This window comes from Bradyrhizobium sp. NBAIM18 (genome assembly GCF_020193825.1).
Taxonomy (GTDB): Bacteria; Pseudomonadota; Alphaproteobacteria; order Rhizobiales; family Xanthobacteraceae; genus Bradyrhizobium; species Bradyrhizobium yuanmingense.
The window spans coordinates 29271-44393 of record NZ_JADYVO010000015.1 but is presented as its reverse complement, the minus strand read 5'-3'; the positions used below and the strand labels follow the sequence as shown (position 1 = coordinate 44393).

Here is a 15123-nt window from a genome sequence, read left to right as displayed (position 1 = left end):
CGCCTCCCGCTTGTCCTTGCCAATTCGGGCCATGCCCGATATCAGGGGCGCGCGTATCGGGGCCGGCATTGCTTTGGTCCCGGCAGGTTCGCCGCAATAGCTCAGTCGGTAGAGCACGTCATTCGTAATGACGGGGTCGGGGGTTCGAATCCCTCTTGCGGCACCAGCGCCCCGGCTCGTCCGACCCCCAAGCACTCACATCGACGCATCAGCCTGCATCAGGGCTCGCTCGGTTGCGTGATCGCGATCACATAATCGCAGCCATGGCTCCCCTACCGTCCGTCACGCCAACACGGGGAGACTTCACATGCGCAAGATCATTCTGATTGCCGCCATGCTCCTGGCTTCTGCCTCCGCCCAGGCAGGCGGCTCCCGCGGTCTGTCGCTGGCGGCGGCAGGCGAACAGACCTCCACTCCGCAAACTGCGACATCGGCGAGCATCGTGACGACGCAGGTGAGCGAAGCCGCGCCCGCCGCCGAGGTTCAGAAGTATCATGATCGTCCGCCGGCGGTGTCGCTCTCCGCGCCGACAGTGGCGACCACTCCGACGGTCACCACACCGGCAACGGCCTCCGCGCCGGTCACGACGACCAAGCCTGCCACCAAGATGACGACAAAGGCGGACAAGCCGAAGCCCAAGCGCAGCTGGACCGAGCGCCGCATCATCAGCGAGCTGCATCGCCACGGCATCTATTGGTGAGGCGCCGACCTGTACCCTGATCTCGCCGTCATGCCCCGGCTTGACCCGGGCATCCACGTCTTCGCGCCTGATCCTAAAACGTGGATGGCCGGGACAAGCCCGGCCATGACGCAAGAGTTTTGGATTTGGCGCTTACTGCGAGACCGTCTGTACCACGCTCGCGATCGGGCGCGTGTTCGTGCCCGCGGTCGGCACCTTCATGTCCTTCATCAGCGCCTCGTCATATTCCGGCAGCGTCTGGAGGCTCGTCTTGGCCTTCATCTGCACGACCTTGTAACCGCCGGCCTTCAGCCGCGCGAGCAGCGTCGGCAGGGCGAGGCCCGTGTTCTTCTGGAAGTCGTGCATCAGGATGATGCCCTTGCCGAGCTTGTCCAGCCTCGTCATCACGGTCTCGACGATCTTCTCCGGCGTCGCGCCCTTCCTGAAGTCGAAGGAGTCGATTTCGGTCGAGAACATCGCGACGTTGCGGGTGCCGAAATAGCTCACCATCGCGGGATTGTGCTGAAGCTGCGGGAAGCGGAAGAACGGCGCCGGGTTGGTGCCGAGCGCGAATTTCACCGCGCTGAAGCCCTTCTCGACCTCGTCCTTGACCTGCTGCTCGGTCAACTTCTTGCTGTTCAGATTGACATGCGACCAGGTGTGCGTGCCCACCGTGTGGCCCTGGACCAGCACCTGCTTCAGGATCTCCGGATGGTAGGTCGCGTGCTTGCCGACCGAGAAGAACAGGCCCTTGGTGCATTCGTCCGCGAGCGCCTTCAGCACCGTGGGCGTGTTGACCGGCCACGGACCGTCGTCAAAGGTCAGCACGACCTCCTTCTCGGTCAGGAAATCGAACTGCTTGAAATGCTCGAAGCCGAAGCCGGGGCCGCCCGTCGTGTCGATCTCGACGACGCGGGACACACCCAGCGCGTTCGGATTGGCGCAGGCCTGCTTCGGCTGCATCGGCATGACCGGCATGGGGGCAGGTGCCGGAGCTGCTGCGGCTGGCTTGGCCGCGACGGCCGCGGTGGTCTCGACGTCGTCCTTGGCGGCGAGCTTCGCCTGTGCCGGCAATGGGTCGGCGGCACGGGCGGCAACTGTCTTGGGAGCGCCCTGTTCGGCGCGCGCGGAATAATAAAACCAACCGCCGGCGGCGATCACGACCGCCGCAACTACACTGGCCAGCATCAGGCCCAACGCATTACGCATCGCTACTCTTTCCAATTACGCAACCAAACCGGCGGAATTTCCCGCGCGACGAGCCATTAATGCGAAGTAAGAGTTAACGTGACACCAACACGGCAGCGGTTGCGCAGGAATTTCAGTGGGGTGCGCAAAGTGACCGAGATCACAGAGTGTGGGTCTCCCGTGAGCGTCATCACAGTGGAAACGAACTTGCTGGAGCATCGTAGCTCCCATCGACAACGGGCCCGCTGTGGCGGCGCCAATGGGAGCTTCAAATGACCAAGTCGTTTACCAGCAAGATCCGCGACACTAGCCTGGCCGTCGGCTTTGCCGCGATCGTCTACATCGCTTCGACGGGCGCGAGCTTCGCCTTCTCGGCCGAGGCGCAGCAGATGTGCACGGGCGATGCCTTCCGTCTTTGCTCGGCGGAGATCCCCAGTATCCCGAAGATCACCGCGTGCATGATCAAGCATCGCTCGGACCTCAGCGCCGGCTGCCGCGCGGTGATGGACAAGACCCTCGCCAAGGGCGCCTCGCGCAAGATCGCTGACGCTCAGGAAACACAGTAACCAAGACGCCGGCAGCTCCCCTCGCCATGTCCCCCGGCATGAAGCCGGGGTGATGCGGCGGCGCCCTGCAGCTAGTCAACAAAGCCGTTGCAGGTGCGGGATCGTCGCACTAGCTTCGCCCGCACGTCTTTCCGGGTAAGAGGCAATTGCGCGATGACCAGACTGCTTTTCGTTATTTCCTTGCTCCTGTGCGCATCGAGCGCCTCCGCGCAACAGCAGCCCGGCCATGATGCCTGCGCGCGCGACGTCACGCGCTTCTGCCGTCCCGTAATGGACAATGGCGACGGTGCCGTGCTGGCCTGCCTGAAGCAGAACCGCACCAAGCTGAGCAAGGCCTGCGACAAGGTGCTGACCCAGCACGGGCAGTGATCGTCATTCCGGGGCGCGCGAAGCGCGAACCCGGAATCCATCGCGCGACCAACTCCTGCGATAAATGGATTCCCGGTTCGCACCTTACGGCGCGCCCTGGAATGACGAGAGGCCTACGTACTGCTTCCCGCCGCGGTCGCGACCACCGGCAGCACCTCGCTATTGGCGCGGTCCGGCGTGTCGTCCTTCCAGCGCACCGAACCGAATGGGCGCTCCAGCATGCGACGGATCCGCACCGGCTCGGGACCGATGTGGAAATCGATCGCCTGCTGATGCAGCGCGCGTTCGGACTGGGTCGCACGGTTGCGCTGACGCAAATAGTCGAGCCAGGTCGGGCAGTGATAGCGCTCGGTCCACAGCTCGGGGTCGGCGATGTCGCGCGCGATCGACCAGCCATAGGCGCCGTTGCGCTGGCGCGAGAGCTGCACGTCCTGCATGACGTTGTGGAAGGCGCGTGCGTTCTCCTGCGCGACGCGATATTCGATCTCGACAACGAGCGGCCCGCTGCGCCCGGTCAGCGACAGCTTCACCTCGGGATCGGCGAGCATGTCCGCATCCTCGTTGCGGGCGCCGACGCGCGGCATCGTGAGCCAGATGCCGAGCAGCGGCGAAATCAGCATCAGGCCGGCAGCCGTCAGCAATGCGATCTCGACGCCGGCATAATCGGTGAGATGGCCCCAGCCCCAGGCGCCGATCGCGATGCCGCCGGCGATCGCGGCCTGGAACGCCGCGAGCGAGCGACCTGCGACCCAGCGCGGCGCCGAGAGCTGCACGCCGATATTGAACAGCGCGATCGCAGCCATCCAGACCGCGCCGGCCAGGACCAGCGCGGTGGCCGTCAGCACCGGCTCGGTGCTCAAAGCGAGAGCGGCCATGGCGAAGGCCATCGAGATGGTGCAGGCGCGGATCGCGGCCTCGCCGCTCATGCGCTTGCGCAATTCGTGGATGTTGAGCGCGCCGATCACGGCGCCCATGCCGAAGGCGCCGAGCATGATGCCATACATCTGCGCGCCGCCATGCAGCAGGTCGCGCGCGACCAGCGGCATCAGCGCCATCACGGCGCCGCCGATCAGGCCCATCACCAGCGTGCGCAACAGCACGATCTTGATCGGCGGCGAATTGGTGATGTAACGCACGCCCGAGACCATGGCGCGGTTGAGCTTCTCCCGCGGCAGGCGCGACGCCTCGGTGTTGCGGCGCCAGAGCAGCAGCACCACCAGCAGCGGCAGATAGAGGATCGCATTGCAGGCGAATGCGGCCACCGCACCGAGCGCAGCGACGATGACGCCGCCGACCGCCGGGCCGAAGCTGCGCGCGATGTTGTAGCTGATGCCGTTCAACGCCACAGCGGACGCCAATGCCTCGGGCGGCACCTGTTCGCTGACCGAGGACTGCCAGGCCGGGCCGAACAGCGCATTGCCGCTGCCGACGATGAAGCAGAAGGCGAGCAGCAATTCCGGGGTGATCAGGTTGAAGCCGGCCAGCACGGTGAGCACGCTCGCGCCGATCAGCGCGATCGACAGCGAAATCACACTGACGATGCGGCGGTCATACATGTCGGCGATGGCACCGGCCGGCATCGAGATCAGCATGATCGGCAGCATGAGCGCGGTCTGCACCAGGGCCACCTTGTCTGCCGAGGCCGCCATCTGCGTCATCGCCCAGGCCGCACCCACGCCCTGGATCAGGAGGCCGAGATTGGAGAGCAGGCTGGCGAGCCAGATCCGCCGGAACACGGTGTACCGCAGGGGCGCAGTGATGCCGTCGGCGGCCATTTTCGGGCGGGTCGGCTGCTCGGTCATATCCCCTTCCATGTCGGATGGCAGAAGTGGTCGTGGTGATTTTCGGCCAATTCAGTGATGCCCGCGAAAGTCGTTCGCTGTCCAGTGCTTAGGCCGGTATAAGCAGTGCAAAGAGCTAGGCTTGCCGGGAGGAACTGATGAAGCTGTCGCGACGGACGATCTTGCAGGGGGCCGCGAGCGTGCCTTTCGCACTTGCGAGCTTGCGGACGGGCGCGCTGGCGCAGACCGCGCCCGCCGCCGCGCCCGGCACGGAGCTGCCGCCGATTCTGTTCGTCCACGGCAATGGCGATTACGGCGCGCTCTGGATGACGACCTTGTGGCGGATGGAGTCCAATGGCGTTGCACGGGATCGCATGATGGCGATCAATTTCACCGATCCCCTGGCGCGCAACGACGACAAGGTCGAGCAGGCGGGCCGCTCCTCGACCGAGGACCAGCGCCGCGAGCTCGCTGCTGCGATTGCTGAGCTGAAGCGCCGCACCGGCGCACCTCGCGTGGCTCTGGTCGGCAGCTCGCGCGGCGGCTACGCGATCCGCAATGTCATCAGAAACGGCGGCGCCGGGGATGTCAGTCATGCCGTGCTGTGCGGTACGCCCAATCACGGTGTATTCGCGACCGACGACCAGCCGAACAACGAGTTCAACGGCCGCGGCGCGTTCCTGCGCAGCTTGAACGAAGGCGAGAGCGAGGTGACGCCGGGCGTTGCCTTCCTCACGCTGCGCAGCGATGGCATGGACAAATTTGCGCAGAGCGACGGCCGCTTCATCGGCAAGCCCGGGGCCCCGACCAATGTCAACGCCGAAGGGCCGGAGCTGAAGGGCGCCACGAACCTCGTACTCGGCGCGCTCGACCATCGCGAGGTGGCGTTCCACCCGCGCGCGTTCCGCGAGATCTACAAGTTCATCGCCGGCCGCGAGCCCGCGCGCATCGCGATCGTGCCGGAGACCAGCGTGACATTGAGCGGCCTCGTCACCGGCGCGCCCGGCGGCGCGCCGACCAATCGCCCGGTCGCGGGTGCAACCGTCGACATCTTCCGTGTCGATCCCAATACCGGTGAGCGCAAAGGCGGCGCGCTGTACAGCTCGAAGACGGGCGCCGATGGCCGCTGGGGGCCGGCACAGGTCGATCCCGCCTGGTCGCTCGAATTCGTGTTGACCTCGCCGAACGCCCCGACGACGCACATCTACCGGTCGCCGTTCCCGCGCTCGTCCGAGGTCGTGCATCTGCGGCCTGCACGCCCGCTAGGGCCGGCCGACAAGGACGCCGGCGCCGTCGTGATCATGTCGCGTCCGCGCGGCTATTTCGGCCTGCCGCGCGACGTGGTGCTGCTCGACGGCAAGGAGCCGGCCGACGTCAAGCCGGGCGTGCCCACGGATGCGGCAGCAACCCTGCGGCTTCCGGCGAGCGAAGTCGGCCGTAACATCGTGGCCCAATTCGACGAAGAACGGATTGTGGCACGCGCCTGGCCTGCGTCCGAGAACCGGATTGCCATCGCCGAGCTGACTTACTAGCTATTTACCTGCGTCCCATCTTGCGGGAGAGAGCCATGAATATCGCCAGCGTGCGTCGGCCCATCATCCCTCCGGCTCCCCCGCGGGCGCCCGACGATATGTCGTTCTTCGGCCGGCTCGCGGTCATCAGGCAGAACATGATCGCGACCTGGGGGCAACGCGCCTATGAGGAAGAGGTCATCCCGGGCCGCTTCTTCTTCCGCAACAGCTTCATCCTGAACCAGCCGGACGCGATCCGGCACGTGCTGCTCAGCAATTACGAGAACTACACGCGCACGCCGGCCGGCATCCGCATGCTGCGCCCCGTGCTCGGCGACGGCCTTCTGATCGCGGAAGGTCATTCCTGGACGTTTCAGCGCCGCACGCTGGCGCCGGCCTTCACGCCGCGCGCGACCGCAAACCTCGTTCCGCACATGACGGCGGTGCTCGACGAGACCATCGCCAAGCTGGACGCGCAAACCGGCGAGCCGGCCGACCTGCGCGCGATCATGCAGCGCATGACGCTCGAAATCGCCGGGCGCACGATGTTCTCGTTCGGCATGGACCAGCACGGCGCAACCCTGCGCAACTTCATCATGGAATATGCCGCGCGGTTGGGGCGTCCCTATTTCCTCGACATGGTGCTGCCGGTGTCCTGGCCGAGCCCGATGGATTTTGCCCGTGCCCGTTTCCGCAGGCGCTGGACCGAGTTTGTGGCCATGCTGATCGCCGAGCGGCGTAAGGCGGGCAAGAAGGACGGTGCGCCGCCGCGCGATTTGTTCGATCTCATGGACGAGGCACGCGATCCCGAGACGGGCCAGGGCTTCTCCGACGAGCAGCTGGTCGACGAGGTCGCGACCATGATCCTCGCCGGTCATGAGACCACAGCGACGGCGCTGTTCTGGGCGCTCTACCTGCTCGCGCTCGATCCTGATACGCAGGAGGAGGTGGCGTCCGAGACCCGCGGCGAGCATCTCGACAGCATGGCCGACATCGATCGCCAGAAATTCACCCGCGCGGTGATCGACGAAACCATGCGGCTCTATCCGCCGGCCTTCCTGGTCGCGCGTGCCGCGCGCGATAAGGACAATGCGGCGGGTGTCGAGATCGGCAAGGGCGACATCATCATGATCGCGCCCTGGCTCTTGCACCGGCACGAGAAGCTGTGGGATCAGCCGAACGCTTTCATTCCAAAACGCTTCATGTCGAACGAGGCGCCGGACCGTTTTGCTTACCTGCCGTTCGGCGCAGGTCCGCGCGTCTGCATCGGCGCACCGTTTGCCCAAGCCGAATCCGTGCTGGCGCTGGCGCGGCTGATCGGAGCGTACCGAATCGAGCTTGCCGACCCCGCGACCCCCGTAATTCCGCTCGGCGTCGTCACCACCCAGCCGGACCATTCACCCCTGTTCCGCATCACGCGTCGGTGACAGGCTCCAGTCTGGCCGCTGGCGTGACCCAGCCTACAAAGAGTTCCGCCATGAGCGACATCCAGGCCCAGTTCTCCGTTCTGAAGCAGACCGCCGATCCCGTTGTGGTGGAGGCCATCGCGCAGCTGATCGCCAACGGTCATGATCGCGATCTCAACCGGATCAATGCGCTGGATTTTGCCGACCGGACCGGGCTCGACCAGGAGAAGGTCATTTCCGGCTTCCTGCACGCCTCGCGGCTCGGCCTGTTCGATATGAGCTGGAACGTGCTGTGTCCCGGCTGCGGAGGCGTGCTGGGCGCGCACGCCACACTGAAGTCGTTGAAGCACGACGACTACAATTGCGCGCTCTGCGCCGCCGGATACGAGGCCTCCGTCGACGAGATGGTCGAGGTGGCCTTCACTGTCAGCCCTCGGGTCCGCCGCATCGGTGCTCATGATCCCGACACGTTGCCGATCTGGGAGTATGTGCGGCAGATGTTCTGGAGCTCAGGCGTCGACATCAACGACGAATCCTTTTCCCGCCTGATCAACCAGGTAACGCTCGAAGCCCTCGAATTGCCCGCCGGCGAGAAGGCGATCCTCTCACTTAATCTGCCGAGCCAGTTCATCATCGTGTTCGAACCGGTCACCCATTCCGCCCATTTCCTGGACGTTCAGGGTGAGCCGACCAGCGAGCGTCAGCAGCTGTCGATCATGTTCAACAAGCTGGAGGCGCCGACGGGGACCACCGTGATGCGCCCCGGACCGTTGCGTCTCATGCTCGAGAACCAATCGGACAGTCGCGTATTGCCCTCGGTCTGGATTGCCGACCACGCGTTGCACGAGATGATCGGCAAGCGCAAGCCGATCCTGACCGCCAAGCGCATGCTGTCCAACCAGACGTTCCGCGACGTCTTCAAGGCCGACAACCTCAATGTCGACCAGCGACTGAAGATCACGTCCCTGACGTTCCTGTTCACCGACCTGAAGGGTTCGACGGCGCTGTATGAGCGGGTCGGCGACCTCAATGCCTTCGATCTCGTGCGGGCGCATTTTCGCGCGCTGCTGGAGATCATCGCCGCCGAGAAGGGTGCGGTCGTGAAGACGATCGGCGATGCCGTGATGGCGACCTTCGTCAGGCCCGAGCACGCCATCACTGCGGGACTGCGCATGCGCGCGGCGATGGACGAATTGAACAAGCAGCGCGGCGCCAACGACCTCATTCTCAAGATCGGGATCCACGAAGGCCCCTGCCTCGCAGTCATGCTCAACGAGCGGCAGGATTATTTCGGCCAGACCGTCAACATCGCCGCCCGCGTGCAGAGCCTGTCGACCGCGCAGGAGATCCACATCACCGGCCCGGTGCTGGACGCTCCCGCCGTTGCCGAGGTGCTCGAGCAGCGCGCCATCAAGCCGATCCAGAAGCAGGCCGCGCTCCGTGGCATCGCCGACAAGATGGTGGTGTACGAGATACCGTGAGGCATCATTCGTCATTCCGGGTTCGATGCTGGCGCATCGCCCCGGAATGACGGTGAACAGATTGCCGAAACGTAATACGCGCGCGGAACTGACGCACGTTGCGCCGGTTGAGTTTCCTGCTCATATAATGCTGGTAACGGCCGCGCTCCTTGCGGCGTCATCAATCTCGGTAGGACCTATGCTCGACGGCTTGCGCCAATTCATCGCCGACATTGTCGGTCCCCAAGCCCAGGACCGCGCATTTGGCGACAGCGATTACCGGCTGGCCGCGACCGCGCTGCTGGTCCATGTGGTCTCGCTGGACGGCCAGCCCAGCGCGGCCGAGCAGCGCAAGCTGCACAGCCTGATCGAAAGCCATTTCGGGCTTGACCGCGGCACCGCCGACCGTCTCATCGCCGACGCCACCCAGGTCGAAGGCGAGGCCGTCGACCTCTATCACTTCACCAGCGTCATCATGCGCTCGCTCGACGAAGCGGGTCGCAAGCGGATCGTGCAGATGATGTGGGAGCTGGTCTATGCCGACGGAGAGGTCAGCGAGTTCGAGGACAATGTGGTCTGGCGCGCGTCCGACCTGCTCGGCATCTCCCAGCGTGACCGGATCGAGCTGAAGCACGCCATTGCGGAGCGTGCCGGTGGCCAGGTCAAGGATCCCGCCGTCGGACCGGTCCCCGGCGGATTGCCTGGCCTGCGAGCCACATGACGAAACTTTAATATAAGCCGGCGGTCCCCCGCTTCTGCGGATTCGACTGCAAATACCGGTCTTTCCTGCTTCCACTGTCGCTCTCACAAGCAGCCATGCTGCCAGCGCCGCTTGCCTGGCGCGCACGGCTTATGCTCTCGTTCTGGTATTGCCGGGACCACAGACTTCAATTCAAGAGACTTCGATCGTGACTGAGCGGGTAACGTTGATCACCGGTGCCTCGGCGGGCATCGGGATGGAGCTGGCGCGTGTGTTTGCCGCCAATGGACATCGCCTCGCATTGACGGCGAGACGGGTGGATCGGCTCGAAGCGCTCGCGAACGAGATCGCCGCCAAGGGTGGCAAGAAGCCGATCGTGATCGCCTGCGATCTCGAGGACCCGCATGCCGGTGAGAGGATCGCCGCGACACTTGCCGCCGAAGGCGTCGAGCTCGATCATCTCGTCAACAATGCCGGCTTCGGCGTATTCGGCGATGCCATCGAGCGCGATCGCGTCGCGCAGCTCGGTATCGTCGATGTCAACGTCCGCGCCCTGACGGATCTGTCGCTGCGCTTCGCCGATCAGCTCATCCGGAACAAGGGCGGTCTTCTCAATGTCGGCTCGGTTGCAGGCTTCCTGCCCGGCCCCGGCATGGCCGTGTACTACGCATCCAAGGCCTATGTGATTTCCTTCACCGAAGCATTGCGGGCGGAGCTCGCTCCCCGCGGCGTCCGTGTCACCGTGCTTTGCCCGGGCCCGGTCCCCACGGAATTCCAGGCCCGCGCCGGCGTCGGCTCGCAACATGACACGGCCTTTCTCAACGTCTCAGCTGCCGAGGTTGCGCGGGAGGCGTATCGCGCTCTGATGGCCAACAAACGGGCAGTGCTGCCCGGCCTCGGCAACAAGATTGTGCCGTTCGCGCTGCGCTTCTTCCCACGCGGCTTCATCCTGGCGGCCACTAGCCGGTTCCAGCGGCAGCGGCGCTGAACGCCGCCGCCCGCGTCCGTAGTGGCCCGGAGCTTGCTTCCAGACGTGCGCGTGTGTGCGCAAACTCACACGATGTTAACCATCGCTTAGCTATGCTGGCGGTCTGAACCGATAGCACTCGCAGAGGCCATGTCGTTCCGGACGGACAGGTTTGGTGGCGCAGAGGTGGTCGCCTTCCCACAGAGGGCGGCGAGCGTCGCCGCCGCTGAAACCCGGCTGCCGGTTCTGATCGTCCTGCATCAGGAATGCTCGACACCCGGCCGCGTCGGCAATGCGTTGCGCGCGCTCGGCCACCGCCTCGACATCCGCCGTCCTCGCTTTGGCGATCCCCTGCCCGAGACGCTCGATCAGCATGCCGGGGCCGTGATCTTCGGCGGGCCGATGAGCGCCAATGATTCCGACGACTACATTCGCCGTGAGATCGACTGGATCGAAATTCCGCTCCGCGAGCAGCGCCCGTTGCTCGGCATCTGCTTAGGGGCGCAGATGCTGGCGATGCAGCTCGGGGCCCGTGTCGCGCCGCATGCGCAGGCGCTGACGCAGATCGGGTACTACCCGATCAGGCCGACCGCCGCGGGCCGCGCGCTCTGCCCGCACTGGCCGGCGCAGGTCTATCACTGGCATCGCGAGGGCTTTGAGCTGCCTGGAGGCGCCGACTTGCTCGCCGAAGGCGATGATTTCCCGGTGCAGGCGTTCCGCACGGGCAATGCTTTCGGCGTGCAGTTCCACCCCGATGTGACCTATGCGATGATGTGCCGCTGGACCACGCGCGGCTATGACGGATTCAGCGCGCCCGGTGCACGGCAGCGGCATCATCATTTCGCGGATCGCGCCGTCTACGATGTCGCCGAACGCGCCTGGCTCGATCATTTCCTCGACGGCTGGTTGGAGCGCCGGCCGATGCTGGCGCAAGCCGCCGAGTGATCGCGGCTTCGCGCAAGTCCTTGGCGCAGGTCCTTGGCGCAAGTCCTTCTCCCATCCCGGGGTATGCTAGGCTCGCTTCTAACGAGCGCGTGCGAACGCGTGCCGGCAAACAAGGGAGAGCGTCATGGCCTACGAACACATTCTCTATGAGGTGAGCGACAAGATCGCGACCATCACGCTCAACCGCCCCGATCGCATGAATGCATGGACGCCGGTCATGGAGCGCGACGTGCGCAACGCGATGGAGGCATCGAGCGCCGACGACAATGTCCGCGTCATCGTCCTCACCGGCGCGGGCCGCGCCTTCTGCGCCGGCGCCGACATGGATGCGCTGAAGGGCCTCGATCCCAACGACGTCAGGCGCGCCTCGAACCTGCCGCCGTTCGACATGAATCGCCGGCCAGACTGGCAGACGCGGTACGGCTATTATCCTTCGATCAAGAAGCCTGTGATCGCCATGCTGAACGGCGCGACGGCAGGCATTGGACTGGTGCATGCACTCTATTGCGACCTTCGCTTTGCCGCCGACAACACCGTGTTCACCACCGCCTTCGCGCGGCGCGGCCTGATCGCCGAGCACGGCATCAGCTGGATGCTGCCGCGCATCGTCGGCCACGCCAATGCGCTGGATCTGCTGCTCTCGGCGCGGCGCGTGTCGAGCGAGGAGGCACTGCGGATCGGGCTGGTCAACCGGCTCTGTCCGCCGGAGAAGCTGCGTGAAGAGACGTATACTTACGCGCGCGATCTCGCCGATTTCGTCTCGCCGAGCGCGATGGCCGTGATCAAGCGCCAGCTCTACGAGGTGCCGTTCCAGACGCTGGCCGAGGCGACGATCGAGGCCAACAGGGAGATGATGGTGGCGCTGAACGGGAGTGATTTCAGGGAGGGCGTGGCGAGCTTCATGGAGAAGCGGCCGCCAAGGTTTACGGGGAGGTAGGGGAATTCGCCAAGCCAGTCCGTCTTCGCCCTGCGCGCTTCGCCGGACACCACGCTTCACTCTTCGGGCTCCGCGCGGCTGCGCCACGCGTAGCCCGAAGGGCGAAGCGTGGTGGAGCCAGGCGGGATCGAACCGCCGACCTCGTCATTGCGAACGACGCGCTCTCCCAGCTGAGCTATGGCCCCTTTGCTGGCCGCTCTGGTGAACGCGGCCGACAACCGGGCGCCATTTAAGTCCCCGCCAAGGTCAAGTCAAGGACGGGCGTAACCCGGTTTTAGCTCTCCGGGTGCCGACTTCCCTTGTTTGGGCCTGACGGAACCGATATCTAGCAAACGGGGCGTCAATCCCGACCGAGCCAGAGTTTTCAAAAGCCAGAGGCCTCATAAGCCATGCGTGCCGTTCTCGACATCGTCATCATCGTGCTCGACCTCTACGTCTGGCTGCTGATCGCCTCCGCGATCCTGTCCTGGCTGATCGCCTTCAACGTGGTGAACACCCGTAACCAGTTCGTGTCGGCGGTGGCGGAGTTCCTCTACCGGATCACCGAGCCTCTGCTGGCCCCGATTCGCAATTTCCTGCCCAGCCTCGGCGGTCTCGACATCTCGCCGATCATCCTGATCCTGATCATCATGTTCATCGAGCGGGTGATCCTGTACTACATCTACCCGAACGTGGTCTAAGCGGGCGGGAGCGCCTTGGTTGCCAACAAGGAGCCTTGTTGTCAGGAGCCTTGCCCTAAGGACCCTTGGCGCTACTCGGCCGCAGGAATCAGCATCGCGCTGCGGGTGACGCCGCGCGGCGGCCGCGACGACATCGACGGGATCGAGCAGCTTTCGGATGGCCGCAGCGTGCTCAAGGTGCGGGTGCGCGCCATTGCCGATGGCGGCGAGGCCAACAAGGCCGTGCTGGCGCTGCTGGCGAAATCGCTCGGCGTGCCCAAGAGCAATGTAAAGCTGCTATCCGGAGCCACGTCGCGGCTGAAGCAGATCGCGGTCGACGGCGATCCGGCGCGTCTCGGCGAAACCCTGCGCCAGCTCACATCGGCCAAACCGACAGATTGAGAGAACGGACATGACCGCTGATATCATCGATGGAAAAGTCATTGCGGCGGAACTCCGTGGCCGCGTCGCCGAGGAGGTCGCCCGCGTCAAGCGCGAGCACAATCTGGTGCCGGGCCTTGCAGTGGTCCTGGTCGGCAACGACCCCGCCAGCGAAGTCTATGTCCGTTCAAAACACACCCAGACCCAGGCCGCGGGCATGGCCTCGTTCGAGCACAAGCTGCCGGCCGACGTCTCGCAGGCAGATCTGCTGGCGCTGGTCGCAAAGCTCAACCGGGATCCCGCCGTGCACGGCATTCTCGTGCAATTGCCGTTGCCGAAGGGGCTGAACACCGAAGCGGTCATCAACGCCATCGACCCCGCCAAGGATGTCGACGGGCTGCATCCGAACAATGCCGGCCGGCTCGCCGGCGGCTTCGAGGCGCTGTCGCCCTGCACGCCGCTCGGCTGCATCATCCTGACCAAGAGCGTGCACGCCTCGCTGGAGGGCATGAACGCCATCGTCATTGGCCGCTCCAATCTGGTCGGCCGCCCGCTCGTACAATTGCTGCTGAATGAGAATGCCACGGTGACGATCGCGCATTCGCGCTCGCGCGACCTGCCCGGGCTCGTGAAGAAGGCGGACCTCGTCTATGCGGCGGTGGGCCGGCCAGAGATGGTGCGCGGCGATTGGCTGAAGCCGGGTGCGACCGTGATCGATGTCGGCATCAACCGCATCCCGAGGGAGGACGGCAAGACGCGCCTCGTCGGCGACGTCGCCTATCAGGAAGCGCTTGCCGTTGCCGGCGCAATCACGCCGGTGCCGGGCGGTGTCGGCCAGATGACGGTGGCGTGCCTGTTGGTGAACACGCTCCGCGCGGCCTGTGCGATCGCCGGCCTGCCGAAGCCGGCGGTGTAGTTGAGCGTCATTCCGAGGCGGCTCGCAGAGCCAAACCCGGAATCTCGCGCCCCGATCTCTGGATTCCGGGTTCGCGCTGACGCGTGCCCCGGAATGAAGCAGGGTCTCAGCCCTTCTTCTTCTTCTCGCGCTCGATGCCTTCTTGGATCAGCTGGTGCGCTTCCTCCGGGCCGCCCCAGCGCAGGATCTTCACCCACTTGCCCTTTTCGAGATCCTTGTAGTGCTCGAAGAAGTGCTGGATCTGCTGCAGCGTGATGTCGGGCAAATCGGAATACGACTTCACCTTGTCGTAGCGCTGCGTCAGCTTGGACGACGGCACCGCCAGGATCTTCTCGTCGCCGCCGGCTTCGTCCTCCATGAACAGCACCCCAACCGGGCGCACGCTCATGACGGCGCCGGGGATGATAGCGCGGGTGTTGATGATCAGCACGTCGCAGGGGTCACCATCATCCGACAGCGTATGCGGGATGAAGCCGTAATTGCCGGGGTAACGCATCGGCGTGTAGAGGAAGCGGTCGACCACCAGCGTGCCGGCCTCCTTGTCCATCTCGTACTTGATCGGTTCGCCGCCCACGGGGACCTCGATGATGACATTGACGTCGTGGGGGACGTTCTTTCCGATCGAGACCGCATCGATACGCATTCAAGGCTCCGTTGT

The 15123-nt window shown here is 64.9% G+C and carries 16 protein-coding genes and 2 tRNA genes; 14 read left to right on the top strand and 4 right to left on the bottom strand.

Annotation, left to right across the window (positions count from 1 at the left end; genetic code table 11):
- The first annotated feature begins 90 nt into the window (after positions 1 to 90).
- Together I6F17_RS26820 and I6F17_RS26815 are read left to right on the top strand one after the other, a co-directional pair.
- Positions 91 to 166, top strand: a tRNA-Thr gene (locus I6F17_RS26820).
- A gap of 141 nt (positions 167 to 307) precedes the next feature.
- Positions 308 to 700 carry a hypothetical protein gene (locus tag I6F17_RS26815; RefSeq protein ID WP_225127470.1) on the top strand — a complete coding sequence of 131 codons (393 nt, stop codon included), beginning with the start codon at positions 308 to 310 and terminating at the stop codon, positions 698 to 700.
- Positions 701 to 832: 132 nt separating this feature from the next.
- On the opposite strand, the gene I6F17_RS26810 is transcribed toward I6F17_RS26815, so the two are convergent.
- The gene (locus tag I6F17_RS26810) at positions 833 to 1888 is read right to left on the bottom strand and encodes a polysaccharide deacetylase family protein (protein WP_225127472.1); all 1056 of its coding nucleotides are present in this window, start codon (positions 1886 to 1888) and stop codon (positions 833 to 835) included.
- A gap of 251 nt (positions 1889 to 2139) precedes the next feature.
- Between I6F17_RS26810 and I6F17_RS26805 the strand changes: the two genes are divergently transcribed.
- On the top strand, positions 2140 to 2433 hold the full coding sequence (locus I6F17_RS26805) for a hypothetical protein (protein WP_225127474.1): 294 nt from the start codon (positions 2140 to 2142) through the stop codon (positions 2431 to 2433).
- Positions 2434 to 2586: 153 nt separating this feature from the next.
- A complete protein-coding gene (locus I6F17_RS26800; RefSeq protein WP_036002903.1) occupies positions 2587 to 2802 on the top strand; it encodes a hypothetical protein in 216 nt (71 codons plus the stop codon).
- Positions 2803 to 2915: 113 nt separating this feature from the next.
- On the opposite strand, the gene I6F17_RS26795 is transcribed toward I6F17_RS26800, so the two are convergent.
- A complete protein-coding gene (locus tag I6F17_RS26795; protein WP_225127486.1) occupies positions 2916 to 4604 on the bottom strand; it encodes an MFS transporter in 1689 nt (562 codons plus the stop codon).
- A gap of 137 nt (positions 4605 to 4741) precedes the next feature.
- On the opposite strand from I6F17_RS26795, the gene I6F17_RS26790 reads away from it, so the two are divergent.
- The 7 genes from I6F17_RS26790 (at position 4742) to I6F17_RS26760 (ending at position 12509) form a co-directional block, all read left to right on the top strand.
- The gene (locus I6F17_RS26790; protein ID WP_225127488.1) at positions 4742 to 6115 is read left to right on the top strand and encodes a hydrolase; all 1374 of its coding nucleotides are present in this window, start codon (positions 4742 to 4744) and stop codon (positions 6113 to 6115) included.
- Positions 6116 to 6150: 35 nt separating this feature from the next.
- Complete coding sequence (locus I6F17_RS26785; RefSeq protein WP_225127491.1) at positions 6151 to 7521, top strand: cytochrome P450; 1371 nt, start codon at positions 6151 to 6153, stop codon at positions 7519 to 7521.
- A gap of 50 nt (positions 7522 to 7571) precedes the next feature.
- Positions 7572 to 8981 carry an adenylate/guanylate cyclase domain-containing protein gene (locus tag I6F17_RS26780; RefSeq protein WP_036038810.1) on the top strand — a complete coding sequence of 470 codons (1410 nt, stop codon included), beginning with the start codon at positions 7572 to 7574 and terminating at the stop codon, positions 8979 to 8981.
- A 178-nt stretch (positions 8982 to 9159) separates the two neighbouring features.
- Positions 9160 to 9681 carry a TerB family tellurite resistance protein gene (locus I6F17_RS26775; RefSeq protein ID WP_225127492.1) on the top strand — a complete coding sequence of 174 codons (522 nt, stop codon included), beginning with the start codon at positions 9160 to 9162 and terminating at the stop codon, positions 9679 to 9681.
- A gap of 187 nt (positions 9682 to 9868) precedes the next feature.
- Entirely contained in the window at positions 9869 to 10648 is a 780-nt protein-coding gene (locus I6F17_RS26770) for an SDR family oxidoreductase (RefSeq protein WP_036002888.1), read from the top strand.
- Between the two features lie 129 nt (positions 10649 to 10777).
- Positions 10778 to 11572: a glutamine amidotransferase gene (locus I6F17_RS26765; RefSeq protein WP_109142003.1), complete on the top strand. Its 795-nt coding sequence runs from the start codon at positions 10778 to 10780 to the stop codon at positions 11570 to 11572.
- A gap of 124 nt (positions 11573 to 11696) precedes the next feature.
- Positions 11697 to 12509 carry an enoyl-CoA hydratase gene (locus I6F17_RS26760; RefSeq protein WP_036002884.1) on the top strand — a complete coding sequence of 271 codons (813 nt, stop codon included), beginning with the start codon at positions 11697 to 11699 and terminating at the stop codon, positions 12507 to 12509.
- A gap of 109 nt (positions 12510 to 12618) precedes the next feature.
- Here the strand turns inward: I6F17_RS26760 and I6F17_RS26755 are convergent.
- Positions 12619 to 12694 (bottom strand) — tRNA-Ala (locus tag I6F17_RS26755).
- Between the two features lie 204 nt (positions 12695 to 12898).
- On the opposite strand from I6F17_RS26755, the gene I6F17_RS26750 reads away from it, so the two are divergent.
- Genes I6F17_RS26750 through folD form a run of 3 tightly spaced genes read left to right on the top strand, consistent with a single transcriptional unit; the run spans position 12899 to position 14465 of the window.
- On the top strand, positions 12899 to 13189 hold the full coding sequence (locus I6F17_RS26750) for a YggT family protein (protein WP_036002872.1): 291 nt from the start codon (positions 12899 to 12901) through the stop codon (positions 13187 to 13189).
- Between the two features lie 15 nt (positions 13190 to 13204).
- Positions 13205 to 13570 (top strand): DUF167 domain-containing protein, encoded by a 366-nt coding sequence (locus I6F17_RS26745; RefSeq protein WP_051056859.1) that lies wholly within the window; start codon positions 13205 to 13207, stop codon positions 13568 to 13570.
- Between the two features lie 10 nt (positions 13571 to 13580).
- A complete protein-coding gene (gene folD, locus I6F17_RS26740) occupies positions 13581 to 14465 on the top strand; it encodes a bifunctional methylenetetrahydrofolate dehydrogenase/methenyltetrahydrofolate cyclohydrolase FolD (RefSeq protein ID WP_225127502.1) in 885 nt (294 codons plus the stop codon).
- Positions 14466 to 14571: 106 nt separating this feature from the next.
- On the opposite strand, the gene ppa is transcribed toward folD, so the two are convergent.
- Positions 14572 to 15108, bottom strand: a complete 537-nt coding sequence (gene ppa / locus I6F17_RS26735) for an inorganic diphosphatase (RefSeq protein WP_036002867.1) — start codon at positions 15106 to 15108, stop codon at positions 14572 to 14574.
- Between the last annotated feature and the right edge of the window lie 15 nt (positions 15109 to 15123).

Coding starts and splice junctions, on each gene's coding strand:
- folD (WP_225127502.1), top strand. CDS start 13,581: ATGACCGCTGATATCATCGATGGAAAAGTCATTGCGGCGGAACTCCGT.
- I6F17_RS26780 (WP_036038810.1), top strand. CDS start 7,572: ATGAGCGACATCCAGGCCCAGTTCTCCGTTCTGAAGCAGACCGCCGAT.
- I6F17_RS26815 (WP_225127470.1), top strand. CDS start 308: ATGCGCAAGATCATTCTGATTGCCGCCATGCTCCTGGCTTCTGCCTCC.
- I6F17_RS26800 (WP_036002903.1), top strand. CDS start 2,587: ATGACCAGACTGCTTTTCGTTATTTCCTTGCTCCTGTGCGCATCGAGC.
- I6F17_RS26810 (WP_225127472.1), bottom strand. CDS start 1,888: ATGCGTAATGCGTTGGGCCTGATGCTGGCCAGTGTAGTTGCGGCGGTC.
- I6F17_RS26790 (WP_225127488.1), top strand. CDS start 4,742: ATGAAGCTGTCGCGACGGACGATCTTGCAGGGGGCCGCGAGCGTGCCT.
- I6F17_RS26760 (WP_036002884.1), top strand. CDS start 11,697: ATGGCCTACGAACACATTCTCTATGAGGTGAGCGACAAGATCGCGACC.
- I6F17_RS26805 (WP_225127474.1), top strand. CDS start 2,140: ATGACCAAGTCGTTTACCAGCAAGATCCGCGACACTAGCCTGGCCGTC.
- I6F17_RS26765 (WP_109142003.1), top strand. CDS start 10,778: ATGTCGTTCCGGACGGACAGGTTTGGTGGCGCAGAGGTGGTCGCCTTC.
- I6F17_RS26750 (WP_036002872.1), top strand. CDS start 12,899: ATGCGTGCCGTTCTCGACATCGTCATCATCGTGCTCGACCTCTACGTC.
- I6F17_RS26785 (WP_225127491.1), top strand. CDS start 6,151: ATGAATATCGCCAGCGTGCGTCGGCCCATCATCCCTCCGGCTCCCCCG.
- I6F17_RS26775 (WP_225127492.1), top strand. CDS start 9,160: ATGCTCGACGGCTTGCGCCAATTCATCGCCGACATTGTCGGTCCCCAA.
- ppa (WP_036002867.1), bottom strand. CDS start 15,108: ATGCGTATCGATGCGGTCTCGATCGGAAAGAACGTCCCCCACGACGTC.
- I6F17_RS26795 (WP_225127486.1), bottom strand. CDS start 4,604: ATGACCGAGCAGCCGACCCGCCCGAAAATGGCCGCCGACGGCATCACT.